At 69.5% G+C, this 13,470-nt stretch carries 13 protein-coding genes; 10 read left to right on the forward strand and 3 right to left on the reverse strand.

Annotated elements, in window-relative coordinates:
- The first annotated feature begins 67 nt into the window (after positions 1-67).
- The 3 genes from ATK36_RS09425 (at position 68) to ATK36_RS09435 (ending at position 1,965) form a co-directional block, all read left to right on the forward strand.
- Entirely contained in the window at positions 68-475 is a 408-nt protein-coding gene (locus ATK36_RS09425; RefSeq protein WP_098510910.1) for a hypothetical protein, read from the forward strand.
- Between the two features lie 92 nt (positions 476-567).
- Entirely contained in the window at positions 568-1,116 is a 549-nt protein-coding gene (locus tag ATK36_RS31365; RefSeq protein ID WP_141544402.1) for a type IV toxin-antitoxin system AbiEi family antitoxin domain-containing protein, read from the forward strand.
- Between the two features lie 96 nt (positions 1,117-1,212).
- Positions 1,213-1,965: a nucleotidyl transferase AbiEii/AbiGii toxin family protein gene (locus ATK36_RS09435; RefSeq protein ID WP_098510912.1), complete on the forward strand. Its 753-nt coding sequence runs from the start codon at positions 1,213-1,215 to the stop codon at positions 1,963-1,965.
- A 141-nt stretch (positions 1,966-2,106) separates the two neighbouring features.
- Here ATK36_RS09435 and ATK36_RS09440 read toward each other — a convergent pair whose 3' ends face one another.
- The gene (locus ATK36_RS09440) at positions 2,107-2,409 is read right to left on the reverse strand and encodes a thiamine-binding protein (RefSeq protein WP_098510913.1); all 303 of its coding nucleotides are present in this window, start codon (positions 2,407-2,409) and stop codon (positions 2,107-2,109) included.
- A gap of 79 nt (positions 2,410-2,488) precedes the next feature.
- Between ATK36_RS09440 and ATK36_RS09445 the strand changes: the two genes are divergently transcribed.
- Positions 2,489-2,989: a MarR family winged helix-turn-helix transcriptional regulator gene (locus tag ATK36_RS09445; protein WP_098514750.1), complete on the forward strand. Its 501-nt coding sequence runs from the start codon at positions 2,489-2,491 to the stop codon at positions 2,987-2,989.
- A gap of 58 nt (positions 2,990-3,047) precedes the next feature.
- On the opposite strand, the gene ATK36_RS09450 is transcribed toward ATK36_RS09445, so the two are convergent.
- Together ATK36_RS09450 and ATK36_RS09455 are read right to left on the reverse strand one after the other, a co-directional pair.
- The gene (locus ATK36_RS09450) at positions 3,048-3,413 is read right to left on the reverse strand and encodes a DUF3817 domain-containing protein (protein ID WP_098510914.1); all 366 of its coding nucleotides are present in this window, start codon (positions 3,411-3,413) and stop codon (positions 3,048-3,050) included.
- Positions 3,414-3,895: 482 nt separating this feature from the next.
- Positions 3,896-7,135 carry a GH92 family glycosyl hydrolase gene (locus ATK36_RS09455; RefSeq protein ID WP_245914545.1) on the reverse strand — a complete coding sequence of 1,080 codons (3,240 nt, stop codon included), beginning with the start codon at positions 7,133-7,135 and terminating at the stop codon, positions 3,896-3,898.
- A gap of 321 nt (positions 7,136-7,456) precedes the next feature.
- Between ATK36_RS09455 and ATK36_RS09460 the strand changes: the two genes are divergently transcribed.
- The 6 genes from ATK36_RS09460 (at position 7,457) to ATK36_RS09485 (ending at position 13,463) form a co-directional block, all read left to right on the forward strand.
- Complete coding sequence (locus ATK36_RS09460) at positions 7,457-8,440, forward strand: LacI family DNA-binding transcriptional regulator (protein WP_098510915.1); 984 nt, start codon at positions 7,457-7,459, stop codon at positions 8,438-8,440.
- Entirely contained in the window at positions 8,437-9,474 is a 1,038-nt protein-coding gene (locus ATK36_RS09465) for a class I mannose-6-phosphate isomerase (protein WP_098510916.1), read from the forward strand. The genes ATK36_RS09460 and ATK36_RS09465 overlap by 4 nt, the downstream gene beginning before the upstream one ends.
- Positions 9,475-9,595: 121 nt before the next feature.
- Positions 9,596-10,636 carry a sensor histidine kinase gene (locus ATK36_RS09470; RefSeq protein ID WP_098510917.1) on the forward strand — a complete coding sequence of 347 codons (1,041 nt, stop codon included), beginning with the start codon at positions 9,596-9,598 and terminating at the stop codon, positions 10,634-10,636.
- Positions 10,633-11,388, forward strand: coding sequence for a LytR/AlgR family response regulator transcription factor (locus ATK36_RS09475; protein WP_098510918.1), 756 nt, complete (start codon positions 10,633-10,635; stop codon positions 11,386-11,388). Before ATK36_RS09470 ends, ATK36_RS09475 begins: the two co-directional genes overlap by 4 nt.
- Positions 11,385-11,732, forward strand: a complete 348-nt coding sequence (locus ATK36_RS09480; RefSeq protein WP_098510919.1) for a DUF485 domain-containing protein — start codon at positions 11,385-11,387, stop codon at positions 11,730-11,732. Before ATK36_RS09475 ends, ATK36_RS09480 begins: the two co-directional genes overlap by 4 nt.
- The gene (locus tag ATK36_RS09485; protein WP_098510920.1) at positions 11,733-13,463 is read left to right on the forward strand and encodes a sodium/solute symporter; all 1,731 of its coding nucleotides are present in this window, start codon (positions 11,733-11,735) and stop codon (positions 13,461-13,463) included. It begins immediately after the preceding gene.
- Positions 13,464-13,470 lie beyond the last annotated feature (7 nt).

Genomic DNA, 13,470 nt, shown 5'->3' on the forward strand with positions numbered 1-13,470 from the left:
ACCGTTCCCGCGTTGGCGTTCCGGCCTCTGGCTGAGGCATGCTCTGCGGGACCGCAGGGAGGCCCGGATGCTGAGCCGGCGCAACGCGACGGTGGTGGCCGCCGTCGCCGCCGCGGTGGCGTGGATCGTCACCATCACGGTCCTCGTGGCCCACGAGGACAACCCGGGCGCACCGTCGGCACCCGAACTGCGCGAACAGCTCACCACGGCACTTTCCGGGCGCGACGCGGATGCGCTGGCCGGACTGCTCGACGTCCCCGGCTCCGGCGCTGCCGACCTGGCCGGCGACTACGTCCGGGTCCTCGGCGACGATCAGGTGCGCGACCTGACCGTGCGGCTCGTCCCGGACGAGCACGCTCCGACCACCGCGGTGGTCAGCGGGGCCGGCCGGAGCGGGGCCCGGTTCACCTACCCGCTGGCGGTGACCAGCGCGAAGGGCCGGTGGACGGTGTCGTTCGTCCCGCCGCTGCCTTGACCGTGGGACCTGCGTCGCGCGCGGGCTGGCACAAACTGTTGTCAGGTACTCTTATGTGTAGACGTTTTGTTCCACTAACAGAGGCGGCGGCGATGACCTCGAACACAGCCGAGCAGCACGGCCTATCGCGCAGCGGGCTGTACCGCGCCGCAAGGAAAGGCCGGTTCGAGCGCATCGCCCGCGGGATCTATCTGCCGGCCGACGCCGCGGCAGCGGACTGGGACTGGATCGAGGCAGCCAGCCGACGCCCGGCGGCCACGATCTGCCTGACCTCGGCACTGTCCCACCATGATCTGATCGATGCGATCCCAGCCGCACTGGACATCGCGATCCCTCGGGGGTCGCGCATTCCCACCGGGAACCCATCGATTGCGTGGCACTCCTTCAGCCAGTCCACCTTCTACCTCGGCCGTGACGAGATACCCATCCCCGGCACCGACCTGACCATCGGGCTCTACTCTCCCGAACGGTCGATCGCCGACGTCTTCCGCCTCCGCGGTGAGGTCGGCTACGAACTCGCCCGAGACGCGCTGAAGGAGTGGCTGCGCCGAGGCGGTAAACCCGCACACCTCGTGCAGTTCGCCACCACCCTGCCTCGGGCCAAGACCCCCATCCTCACCGCGCTGGACGCACTCGCATGACCATCGGCGACGCCACCTTCCGGCAGATCCAGGCCACCGCACGTTCGGCCGCGGCCCGGACGAGCCGTCCCGACCCAGGAATATCTGACCCGGCACATCCTCGAATCGTTCCTTGAGCGCCTCACCCGTACCACCCATGCCCAGGACTTCGTGCTCAAAGGCGGCATTCTGCTCGCCGCCTACGGGGTACGCCGCCCCACCAAAGATGCCGACGCGAACGCCATCGACGCAGACGTCTCGACCGCGCACCTCAGCACCGTGGTACGTGACATCGCCGCCATCGACACCCCGGACGGCGTGGTCTTCGACGTCGGCACGATCTCCGTCCAGGAGATTCGCGAGCAGGCGGACTATCCCGGCTTTCGAGTGCGGGTGAAGGCCTCGATCACGCCCTGGCAGGGTGTCGCGGTCTGGGACGTGTCCACCGGCGACCCGATCGTCCCCGCGCCACGAACCGTACGAATCGAGCGGGTGCTCGGGCATCCGATCGAGATACTCGGCTACGCCCCCGAGACGACCATCGCGGAAAAAGGCATCACCATCCTCGAGCGAGGCATCACCAGCACCCGATGGCGGGACTACATCGACATCGTCCAGCTCGCCCGGCACGGCATCGACCCCGCAGAGCTTCTCCGCTCCGCTCACGCGGTCGCCCGCTACCGCGACGTCCTCCTCGAACCCGTCAGCCTGCACCTGGCCGGCTATGGACAGGTCGGGCAGACCAAGTGGGCCGCCTGGCGACGCAAGGAAGGACTCGAGACGATCTCCGAAGAACTCCTCGACAACCAAGTCGCACTCGTCGCGGCGATTCTCGATCCTATCTTCCGGGCAGGGTCCAGCACGAACTAGCGATCACCCTCGGTCAAGCAGGCCGTCCGGGCAGATGACCGACGACAGGCGCACCGTCGACGGCGCCGCCTTGGTGTCCGGCGCACGAAAACCCAAAACGAACAGGTCACGTGCACTCGGGAGTCGGCGTCGTAGCCGCGCTCAGCCCTCGCGCAGGTGTGCTTCGACCCGTTCCACCTTCGCGGCCAGCTGGTTCTCGTAGCCGGGCCGGATGTCCGCCTTGAGCACCAGCCCGACCCGCGCCGACCCCTCCCCCGCGGCTGCCACGGCCTCCTTCACCACGGCCATGACTTCGTCCCACTCGCCCTCGATGCTCGTGAACATGGCGTCGGTCGAATTCGGCAGCCCGCTCTCGCGCACTACCTTGACCGCTCGGGCGACCTTCTCGCTGACTCCGCCGTCCGGGTCTACGCCGGACGGGCTCACGCTGAACGCGACGATCATGCTCGACTTCCTTTCGCCTGCCGGATTTCCGGTGGGGCCTCAGGGCACCGCGCGGTACCCGCTGGTAGCTTCGCGTGTCATGAACCGTCCGCTGCCGTTCGACCCGATCGCCCGCGCGGCACAGTTCTGGGAGGACCGGATCGGTCCGGCCGGAACCATGGCCGCGGTCACCGGCGTGATGCGCGTGCAGCAGATCATCCAATCCGCGGTCGACGGTGCGCTGAAGCCGCACGGTCTCACCTTCGCCCGCTACGAGGCGCTCGTGCTGCTCACCTTCTCCCGCCACGCGCGGCTGCCGATGCGGGTGATGGGTGAACGGCTGCAGCTGCACCCCACCAGCGTCACCAACATAGTCGACCGGCTCGAACGCGACGGGCTGGTCAAGCGGGTGCCGCACCCGACCGACCGGCGCACCACCCTGGTGGAGATCACCGAGAACGGCCGCGCCCGGCGGGAGGCGGCGACCGCGGCCGTGGTCGGGATCGATTTCGGCCTCACCGGCCTCACCGAGCGGCAGGTCGGCCAGCTCACCGAGCTGCTCACCAAGGTCCGCAAGTCCGCGGGCGACTTCACCGAATAGCACGACGGGCCTGCGCGAAGCTCGCACAGGCCCGTCGCCTTGGGGGATTCGGGGAGGGTCAGGCGACCGGCTCGGGTACGCGCCGGAACAGGCCGACGCCGCCGTGGGTGAGCCGCTGCGGGCCGTCGAGCCGGCCGTTGCGCAGCGCCCACTTCTCGAACAGCCAGGTGAACAGCGGCGGGATGCTGGCCAGCAGCGCGAGCACGAGGGTGCGCGGGCGCCAGCCCAGCGGCTTCGCCACGGACAGGGAGGTGATCACGTACAGGACGAAGACGACGCCGTGCACCATGCCGAGGACGGGCACGCCGCCCTGGCCGGAGGAGTCGACGGCGTACTTGAGAAACATCCCGATCAGCAAGCCGAGCCAGGACAGAGCCTCGGCGACTGCGGCCACGCGGAACACGAGAGCGGCCTTGCTGGACACGACATCCTCCTGTGCGTCACCTGTGTGCGTGCTGCCTGCACACACAAAAACGTCCGGCGCACTGTCCAAGGCGGACGGATCCGCTCGGCGTCAACAGCGATGTCGGACGTGATGAGGACAGTGTGCGGGGTGAGCGGGCTCACCGGAACACCGGGTCCAGTGACCCCGATCACGACGAAGATCGCGACTGGTCTGGACCATGTGTGGCTTTTCGCGGCGAATGCCCGATCTGGTGACGGTTTTCCGGCCGGCTCCCACGATGCGGGAGAAGAAGTTCACCGAGTGTCCGCAGTCGAGCACGCAGCGGCAGGCCGGGGCGGCAGGGTCGCAGAGGGTGATGTTCCCCACGTGGCATTTTGCCAGCGCGACGTCCGGCTCGCCACGTCCGGGTCGAATGCTGTGAAGGGGCCCTTCACGGACTTAGAGTCCGTGAAGGGCCCCTTCACAGCTTTGCCCGGCGACCCACCGGTGCGGGGTCCTGGTCAGCCGATGCCGATGGCGAACACGTGCATAGCGCCGCCGCCCTTGGTGTCGTTCGGCAGGGTCACGCTCGCGACGGTCTTGCCTGGGGTGAGGGTGATCGGTGCGGTGGCGAAGACCACGGTGCGGATCTTCTGCGCGTCACCGCCGGAGGCATTTCGGTACGGAGTGGACAGTGCGATCTTGTTGCCGTACGCCGGTTGTGCGTTTCCCCCGTTGAGCGTCCAGTCGGAGAGTCCGACGGTGGAGGTGGATTTGCTGCCGTCGGTGTAGGTGACGGTGAGAGTGCCTTGCGAGTTGCCGTTGCTGGCGGAGCCGAGCAGGGCGAGCTTACCGGCGCCGGTCACGTTCACGGTCTGGCCGGCGGCCACGGCGTTGTCCGGGTCGCCCACCGGATAGGAGGGCCAGGTGAACTTCAGGCCATCGCTGGTCACCGTGCCGCCTGGCTTCGCTCCGGCGGCGGCCAAGGCATCCGACGAGTAGCTCCAGCCGCCGCCGTCGAAGTTTCCGGCGGCGGGGTTCGAGTCCGGTGAGAGGCCGGTGTTGTCCACAGTGGCCAGCCAGCTGTTCGGCTGCGCCACCAGCACGGTGAGCACGGCCTGCGTCGCGGGCAGGCCCGGTGCCGAGAACGTCACCGGGATCCGCCGCGGGCCGTCGGAGGTTCCGGCGGGAACGCCCACCTGTACGGTGGCGCCGGCCTTGCCCGAAGCCGGGACGGCGACCTGGCCAGTGGACGGCGAGAGCGTGATGCCGTCGGCGCTGCCTGCGGTGTAGGACCAGTTCGTCGGCTTGCCGGTCAAGTCTTGCACGCCGATCGACGCCTTCGCGGTCGAGCCGGCGGGTACCACCACCCGCGCCGGGTCCGCAAAGGACAGACTCGGCTTTTCCTGTTCACGGAACGACGGCGGCGCGTCGGCCGCGGCGGAGCCCCACGCCGTGGCCTTGGCGGAGCGGGTGAAGTCGAGCGTGCCGCCGTTTCCGATCAGGGCTTCGGGCAGCCACGCCTTGCTCGCCGCGCTGCCGTTGACTTTCAGGCCGCCGACGTAGTCACCAATGCCGGGCGCGTTGATGGTGATCTTCTTGCCCGCACCGGTGGTGAGCGTGGCGCTCTCGAATCGCGGCGTGGTGAGCAGAACCTCCGCACGGCCCGGGATCTCTGGGTAGATGCCGAGCGCGGACCAGACATACCAGGAGGACATCTGCCCGAGATCGTCGTTGCCGATCAGGCCTTCCGGACGCGGGTTGTACAGCTCGTTCATCGAGCGGTGCACGATCGACTGAGATTTAGCCGGTGCTCCGGCGTAGGAATAGACGAACGGCGCGTTGGAGTTCGGCTCGTTGCCCATGAACGCGTATGGCTCCTGGGTGCCTGCGTTCAGCTTGGTGAAGAACGTGTCCAAACGCGACTGAACTGCGTCGTTGCCACCAAAGGCCGACACCACACCACCGAGGTCGTAGGGCACCATCCAGTCGTACTGCGCACCGTTTCCTTCGACCCAGCCCTGCGAGCTGGCCGGGTCGTAGCTGCCGGAGAACGAACCGTCCGCGTTGCGCGGCTGCAGGTGCCCGGTACCCGGGTTGTAGAGGTTCTGCCAGTTCTGGGCGCGCTTCATGAAGGTGTTGTACGTGGCGCCGTCGCCGAGACGCTTGGCGAACTCGGCGATGGCGAAGTCCGCACTGGTGTACTCCAGCGTGTCCGCGCCAGCGCCCGGTACGTAGCCCAGCTTTTGGTAGTCCGCCAGCCCGGGCCGTTCGACATAGCCCTGCGTCGGCTGGGTGGCACCCTTGATCATGAGCAGCAACGCCTTTTGCGCGTCGAAGTCACGGGCGCCGAAGGCGTACGCGCTGGAAACGATGATGTGGTATGGATCGCCGTTCATCACGCCGGTGTAGTCGTTCGCGACTGTCCAGCGGTCCCATGAACCGCCCTGTTCGGCGTAGGCCATCATCGAACGCACGATGTCCGAAGTCTGCTTGGGATCGATCGTGGCCAGCAAGGGGATCTCAGAGCGGTAGATGTCCCAGCCGGAGAAGTTGGTGTACATCGCGTGGCCCCGGTCGGCCTGGTGGATCCGGCCGTCGAAACCCGGATAGCGACCGTCCACATCGGAAAAGATGTTCGGCTGGATCAGCGAGTGGTAGAGCGAGGTGTAGAAGGTCGTCCGGTCGGCGTCCGGGCCGCCGGTCACCGCGATCTTGCCGAGCTGGTCGTTCCACGCCTTGCGCGCGTCCGCGGCAACCCGGTCGAAGGACTTCCCGCCGTTGTTCTCCGCCGCCAGGTTGGCCTTCGCGCCTTCTTTGGACACAAAGGACAGTCCTACCCGGACATTGACCTGTGCGCCGTCGAGGTTCGGGAAGGTCACGTACCCGCCGCTGCCCGGGCCGCTCACCGTGGTGCTGCGCGGCTCCGCCTTGGCCGGGCGCGCCATCGACGCGTTCACTCCGTCCGGCTGCGCGACCTTCGCCTTCGCGCCACCGCGTTCCTCGGTCTTGCCGGGCGTGACCGCACCGTTCTTCCAGGTGCCGACGGACTCGAACGGCGTGTCGAACTTGGCCGAGAAGTACACCCGGTAGCTGTTCTTGGCGCCGCAGAACCGACCGCTGGCCGCCCAACCGCTGATGGTGTCCTTGCCGATGGTGATCGACGCGTCGTCGGTGCCGTTGACCGAGCCGGAGGTGTTGAGCAGCAAGGTCGACGCGGCGCCGGCCGGGTAGCTCAGCCGTGCCGAGCCGGTGCGCTGGGTCGCGCTCAGCTCCACCTTGGCACCGCTGTCCAGCGTGACGTCGTAGGCGCCCGCCGTGGCGTGTTCCTTGGCGTGCGAGAACTTCGCCGTGTAGTGCCCCGGATCGGTCGCCGGTGAGGAGGAGACCTCACCGACGTAGGGCATGAACGGAAGGTCCTGATAGGTACTGCAGCCCGCGCCGGACAGGTGCGTGAGGCTGAACCCGGTCAGCGTGTCGTCGTCGTAGAAGTACCCGCCGGGCTGGGATTTCTGCGTGTCCGGGCTCCACTGCACCAGGCCGAACGGCGTCACCGCGCCGGGGAAGGTGTTGCCCGCCCCGCCGCCGGTCCCGTGGTCCGCCCCGCCGGGCCGGGTGCCGACGAACGGGTTCACCCACTTCGCCGGGTCGGTGTCCGGAGCCTTGTCCGCGGCCGCCGCCGGGACCGCCGCGGTACTCACCAAGGCGGCCACCGCCGCGCAGATCAGTCCGGCTCGCCAGCGCGTTCGCGCCATCGCCATCGCCTCTCCGGTCGTCCGCGCGAACCGGCCGTGACCACCGGCGCACCGGGTGGATGACAACCTTGTCGCGCACCTGTAGATGCCGGTCACCTTGGGTGGCGAGGCGAACGGGCGTCAAGACCGGCGGGCAGGCCTGTCTCGTTCCGGACAGGTTGATCAGCCATCCGTATGAAGACTTTCGCAGGATCTTCGTGCACGGGCGGGTCCCGGGCATTGACAGCAGGCCGCCGGGTGGTGTCCAATTCCGGCACTATGACAACGTTGTCTCCGCAGGGACGGGACGCGGACGGGCCGCCACGCCCGGCGAGCAGGCGGGCCACGATGAGCGATGTGGCCCGGCTGGCCGGTGTCAGCATCAAGACGGTGTCGCGGGTGGTCAACGACGAGCCCGCGGTCCATCCGGAGACCGCCGAACGCGTGGTCGCCGCGATCGAGCAGCTCGGCTTCCGGCGCAACCTCGGCGCGCGCAATCTGCGCCGCGGGTCCACCACCGGCACCATCGGGCTGATAGTGGAGGACGTCGGCAACCCGTTCTACTCCGAGCTGAACCGCGCGGTGGAACGCATCGCCACCTCGTTCGGCAGGCAGGTGCTGACCGGTTCCTCGGAGGAGAACTCGGACCGGGAACGCGAGCTGGCGCTGGAGTTCTGTGCGCGGCGGGTGGACGGCATCCTGGTGGTGCCCGCCGGGTTGCAGCACGGGTATCTGGTGCCGGAGATGCGCGCGGGCACCCCGGTGGTGTTCCTGGACAGGCCGGCCGGCGACATCGTGGCCGACACCGTGCTGGTCGACAACCTCGGCGGCACCGTCGAGGCGGTCACCCACCTGGCCGCGCAGGGCCACCGCCGGATCGCCTTCCTCGGCGACAGCCCGGACATCTTCACCGCCGCCGAACGCCTGCGCGGTTTCCGGGAAGGTTGCGTGCGCAACGGGATCCCCTACGACGAGAACCTCGTCGCCATGCACACCCCGGCCCCCGAGAAGATCGGCCACGCCGTGCGCACGCTGCTGTGCGGACCGGCCGCCGCGACCGCGGTGATCGCGGGCAACAACCGCGTGGCCGTGCACCTGCTGCGCGCGCTGGCCCACGCCGAGCACCGCCCGGCGCTGGTCAGCTTCGACGACTTCGAGCTGGCGGACCTGCTGGACCCGCCGGTCACCGTGGTCGCGCACGACGTCAGCGCCCTCGGGCACGCGGCGGCCGAACTGCTGTTCGCCCGGATCCAGGGTGAGCAATCCGCACCGAGAAAGGTGATTCTGCCCGTGCGTCTCGTTCCCCGTGGTTCCGGTGAGGTCGCCCCGTGACCGAGCACCTCCAGCCCATCCGGCTCCCGGCCAACCCGCCACCGCAGTTCTACCGAGGCGGCGACGCGATCGCCCGGCTGCGCGGCGCGTCCGGCAGCGATTCGAGGTTCGGCCCGGAGGACTGGGTCGGCTCGGTCACCACGATGTTCGGCCAGGAGACCAACGGTCTCACCCGGCTGCCGAGCGGATTGTGGCTGCGGGAGGCGGTTCGCGGCAACGCCGCCGCCTGGCTGGGCGAACGGCACGTGGCGAAGCTCGGCGACTCCACCGGTCTCCTGGTGAAGCTGCTCGACGCCGGGCAGCGGCTGCCGGTGCACTTTCACCCGTCGGACGCGTTCGCGAAGCAGCACTTCGACTCGCATTTCGGCAAGACCGAGGCCTGGATCGTGGTCGGCACCTACGGCCACGACCCGCGCGTGTACCCGGGCTTCGCCGAAACGTTGAGCAAGGCGACCGTGGCCGAGTGGACCCGGGAGCAGGACGCGCCGAGCATGCTGGGCGCGCTGAACAGCATCCCGGTGCAGGCCGGCGACACGGTGTACATCCCGGCGGGCCTGCCGCACGCGATCGGCGAGGGCGTGTTCGTCGTGGAGCTGCAGCAGCCCACGGATTTCTCGCTCACCCTGGAGTGGCGCGACTTCCTGGTCTCGCCGGAGAAGGGCCACCTCGGCATCGGCTTCGACACCGCGCTCGAAACCCTGGACACCTCCGGCTGGGACGCCGAACGGCTGAAGACGATCGTCAAGCACACCGCGGACGACGGCGCCGAGTCGGTGGATCTGCTGGCCGACGGGTCCGACGCGTTCTTCCGCGCCGACCGGATCCAGCTCACCGGCGGCGCTTTCGCACTGGACCCCTCGTTCGCGGTACTGGTCGTGATGGACGGCGAGGGCACCCTGCATACCGAGCACGGCAGCGAGTTCCCGCTGGCCAAGGGCGACACTTACGTCGTGCCCTTCGGCGCCGGGCAGGCCGAGGTGTCCGGGGCGGTCACCGTGATCCGGTGCCGTCCACCGGCTCCCGAAGCGCGGTAATCCGGCACCATTCGTCCTAAGTGGACGGAAAGATGAGCGCTCCGCAGGAGACTTTTCCCGGAATGTCCCCTTCAGGGTTTTCGGTCGCTATCATCTACTCCCCACTGCCGAGGGAGGCCGGATGACCCAGCGCGTTCCGTGGCGTTCGCGTCCGGCGCCGGCCGGGGTGCTCGCGGCGGCCCGGCGGATCACCGAAGACCTGATGGACGGCCTGTCCGGCACCCGGGTCCGGCGGGCGGCGCACGCGCTGCGACGGCTGTTCGACGTCCCCGGCCTCGGCGTGAGCGACCTGTCCGGCTCGCTGGTCTGGTCCGGGCGTCCCGGTGCGGACGACGTCGTGGCCCAGGTGCTCGACGAGGTCCTGCACACCGAGGAACCGGCGGCCCGTGGCGAGGCCGCAGCGGTACCACTGCACGTCCACGACGAGCTGGCCGGTGCGTTGGTGCTGGTCGGCGCGAAGGCGGCGGTCCTTCGGCAGGCCGCGGATCTCGTCGTGCGAGCGCTGGAGCGGGGCCGGTTGGAGGCCTCGGCCGATCAGGCCGCCCAGGCGGAGCTGCGGGCGTTGCGCGCGGAGATGTCGCCGCACTTCGTCTACAACGCGCTCACCGTGATCGCGTCGCTGGTGCGTTCCGAGCCGGATCGGGCGCGGGACCTGATGCTCGATTTCGCCGACTACACCCGCTACAGCCTTGCCCGGCACGGTGAGTACACAGTGGTCGCCGAGGAATTCCGCGCGGTCGAGACATACCTGGCGTTGCAGCGCGCGGTGCTGGGCGACCGGCTGAAGGTGCAGGTTCGGGTGGCGCCCGAGGTGCTCGCGGTGGCCGTGCCGTACCTGGTGCTCGAACCCTTGGTGGAGAACGCGATCCGGCACGGAATCGAACCACGCCCCGAGGCCGGGCTGGTCCAGGTGCACGGGCAGGCCGAGGGCAACGACTGCGTGCTGACAGTGGAGGACGACGGAGTGGGCATGCCGCCGAAGCAGGCCGCGGACATCCTCGCCGGGCGCGCCGCCGGCGCTGGGCTTGGTCTGGCCAATGTGGACAGACGACTGCGCGACGTCTACGGCGCCTGGTACGGCCTGACCGTGGAGACCGAGGTCGGCGCCGGTACACGGGTGATCGTGCGGGTGCCGCGATTCCAGCCGGGGGTGCTGCCGTGAGCGGACTGCGGGTGCTGGCAGTGGACGATCTGCCGCCGGCGTTGGACGAGTTGTGCCGGATGCTGTCCGACGCCCCGGAAGTCGGCGCGGTGGTCGGCGCGGGCGACGCGCTCAAGGCGCTGAAACTGCTGCAGGCGGACCAGTTCGACGCGGTGTTCCTGGACATCTCCATGCCGGGGCTGGACGGGCTGGAGCTGGCTTCGTTGCTGGCGAAGCTGTCCGAGCCGCCGGTGATCGTCTTCGTCACCGCGCACGACGGGCACGCGGTGACCGCGTACGGCATCGGCGCGGTCGATTACCTGCTCAAACCTGTGCGTACGGAACGGCTCGCCGCAGCGCTGGCCAAGGTCGTCCGGCTCGCGCCGAGCAGCCTGCCCCGGCCCGCGCCGGACGCGATGGCAGCGCTGCCGATCGACTCCGGCGGCCGCACCCGTTACGTCCGCCGCGACGACGTGCTGTACGCCGAAGCACACGGCGACTACGTCCGGCTGCACACTCGCTCGGCCGTATACCCGGTGCGGATGCCGATTTCCCGGCTTGAGGAGTACTGGGAGGGCACCGGATTCACCCGCGTGCACCGCGGTTACCTGCTCGCCGTCAGAGCGGTGCTGGAGTTGCGCAGCGACACCACCGGCGGGCTCCTGGCGCACACCGGAGCGGGAGACGTACCGGTCAGTCGCCGGCACGCCCGGGAGCTGCGTGACCGGCTGCTGGAGGCGGCCCAGCGCGGGCAACTGGGGACGCCGCGGTGAGCCGGACGAAGCGGGTCGCCGTGACCAGCCCACAGACCCGGCTCGCCCGATCGCGGCGGCAAGCCCGCGGCCGGTGGCGAATGCCGCGACTTGCGGCTTCGGAGGCCGAACGCGCGGCCTCGCTGTATCGGACGCAGCGTCGTCGCGGAATTCCCGCGCTGGCGGCGATGTTCGTGCTGGTGCTCGGCCTGCCGGTGGTGTTCGCCGTGGTACCGGAGCTGGATTCGGTGCGGATGTGGGGCATTCCGTTGTCCTGGCTGATGATCGCGTTGCTGCCGTACCCGGTGATGGCCGGGCTCGCGTGGTGGCAGCTGCGGCGGGCGGAGAAGACCGAGGACGACTGAGTGGACATCGCGCTGGCCGTCGCCCCCGTCGTGCTGATCACCCTGCTGATCGGCGTGCGCGGGGTGGCCGCCATGCGCACCACGTCGGACTTCCTCGTGGCGTCACGGCGGATCTCACCGTTCGTGAACTCCGCGGCGGTGTCCGGGGAGTACCTGTCCGCGGCGTCGTTCCTCGGCATCGCCGGGCTGGTCGTGAAAAACGGCACCGGTGCGCTGTGGTATCCGGTCGGTTTCACTGCCGGGTACATCGCGATGCTCGTGCTCGTCGCCGCACCGATGCGCCGGTCCGGGGCGCTGACCGTGCCGGACTTCGCCGAAGCGCGGCTGGCCTCCCCCGCGTTGCGCCGGCTCGCGGCCGTGGTGGTGCTGGTGATCGGGACCATCTACGTCGTTCCCCAATTCCGCACGGCCGGGCTCGTGCTCACCGCGGTGGGCGGCACTCCGTACTGGGTGGGCGTGGTGATCGCCGGGACCGCGGTCGGCGGCACCCTCGCGCTCGGCGGAATGCGGGCCGCGACCTACGTGCAGGCATTCCAGTTCTTCCTGAAACTGGTGCTGTTCCTCGTCCCCGCGCTGTGGCTGGTGCTGCACGTGAGCGCCGGGGACCGGGAGGCGAGCCTGAAACCGGTGGAGTTCACCCACTTCTCCCACGCGACCCCGGTGGACTTCGCTCACGACGTCACCCTGACGCTCCGGGAACCCACGGTGGTCCTCGAACAGGGCACCCCACGGACGTTGCCGCCCGGACAGCTGCCGGTCCGCGAAGGCGAGCGAATCGTCTTCGCCGAAGGTGCACAAGTGCCTGCGCTGCAAGGGGAAACGTCCCTCGGCGGCCCGAATTGGCAACGACCGCTGCTGGAGCTGGACCGGGGGCACCCGTTGCTGGGCACTTGGGCGATCCTGATCGCGACCGTGCTCGGCACGATGGGCCTGCCGCACGTGCTGATGCGCTTCCACACCAGCCCGGACGGCCGGGCCGCCCGCCGGACCGCGGCGATCACCGTGGCGCTGCTCGGCGTGTTCTACCTCTTCCCCGGCGTCTACGGGGTCCTCGGCCGGGTGCTGGTACCGGAGCTGTACCTGTCCGGGCAAACCGACACCGTCGTGGTCGCCCTTCCGGCCCAGGTCGATCACGGCTGGACCGGGCAGCTGTTCACCGCGCTGCTCACCGCGGGCGCGTTCGCCGCATTCCTGGCCACCTCGCTGGGGCTGCTGCTGGTGATGTCGGGTGCGCTGGCCTACGACCTGATGCCCGGCGGGCTGCGGCGGCTGCGGGTGACCGTTGTCTTCGTCGCGGCCGCGATGGTGGTGCTCGCACTGCCCGCCACGCGTCTCGACGCCGGGGTCCTGGTGACCTGGGGTTTCACCGTCGCCGCGTCGACTTTCTGCCCGCTGCTGGTGCTCGGCATCTGGTGGCCGCGGCTGACCGCGGCCGGCGGGATCGCAGGGGTGCTCACCGGGCTCGTCGCGTCGTCCGGGTCGATCCTGTTCGCGCTGGCCGGACCGCCGCTGCCCGGCTGGGTGGCGATCTTGGTCTCGCAACCGGCACCCTGGTCGGTACCACTGGCGTTCGGGGTGATGGTGCTGGTCTCCCTGCGTGGCCGCCCACCGTCGTGGGCCGGGGCCGCGATGCTCCGGCTGCACCTCGACGAGCGGGTGCCCGCCCATTCGTCGGGACCCGCCGACCGTTCGTCAACCGTTCGTCGTGCCGCCCGGCGTTTGCACCGCTGAAGCGTTC

The sequence above is a fragment of the Amycolatopsis sulphurea genome (assembly GCF_002564045.1).
Taxonomy (GTDB): Bacteria; Actinomycetota; Actinomycetes; order Mycobacteriales; family Pseudonocardiaceae; genus Amycolatopsis; species Amycolatopsis sulphurea.

What these genes read in the sequence shown, in the direction of transcription:
- ATK36_RS09425 (WP_098510910.1), top strand. Translation starts at nt 68, where the DNA reads ATGCTGAGCCGGCGCAACGCGACGGTGGTGGCCGCCGTCGCCGCCGCG.
- ATK36_RS31365 (WP_141544402.1), top strand. Translation starts at nt 568, where the DNA reads ATGACCTCGAACACAGCCGAGCAGCACGGCCTATCGCGCAGCGGGCTG.
- ATK36_RS09440 (WP_098510913.1), bottom strand. Translation starts at nt 2,409, where the DNA reads ATGATCGTCGCGTTCAGCGTGAGCCCGTCCGGCGTAGACCCGGACGGC.
- ATK36_RS09445 (WP_098514750.1), top strand. Translation starts at nt 2,489, where the DNA reads ATGAACCGTCCGCTGCCGTTCGACCCGATCGCCCGCGCGGCACAGTTC.
- ATK36_RS09455 (WP_245914545.1), bottom strand. Translation starts at nt 7,135, where the DNA reads ATGGCGATGGCGCGAACGCGCTGGCGAGCCGGACTGATCTGCGCGGCG.
- ATK36_RS09460 (WP_098510915.1), top strand. Translation starts at nt 7,457, where the DNA reads ATGAGCGATGTGGCCCGGCTGGCCGGTGTCAGCATCAAGACGGTGTCG.
- ATK36_RS09470 (WP_098510917.1), top strand. Translation starts at nt 9,596, where the DNA reads ATGACCCAGCGCGTTCCGTGGCGTTCGCGTCCGGCGCCGGCCGGGGTG.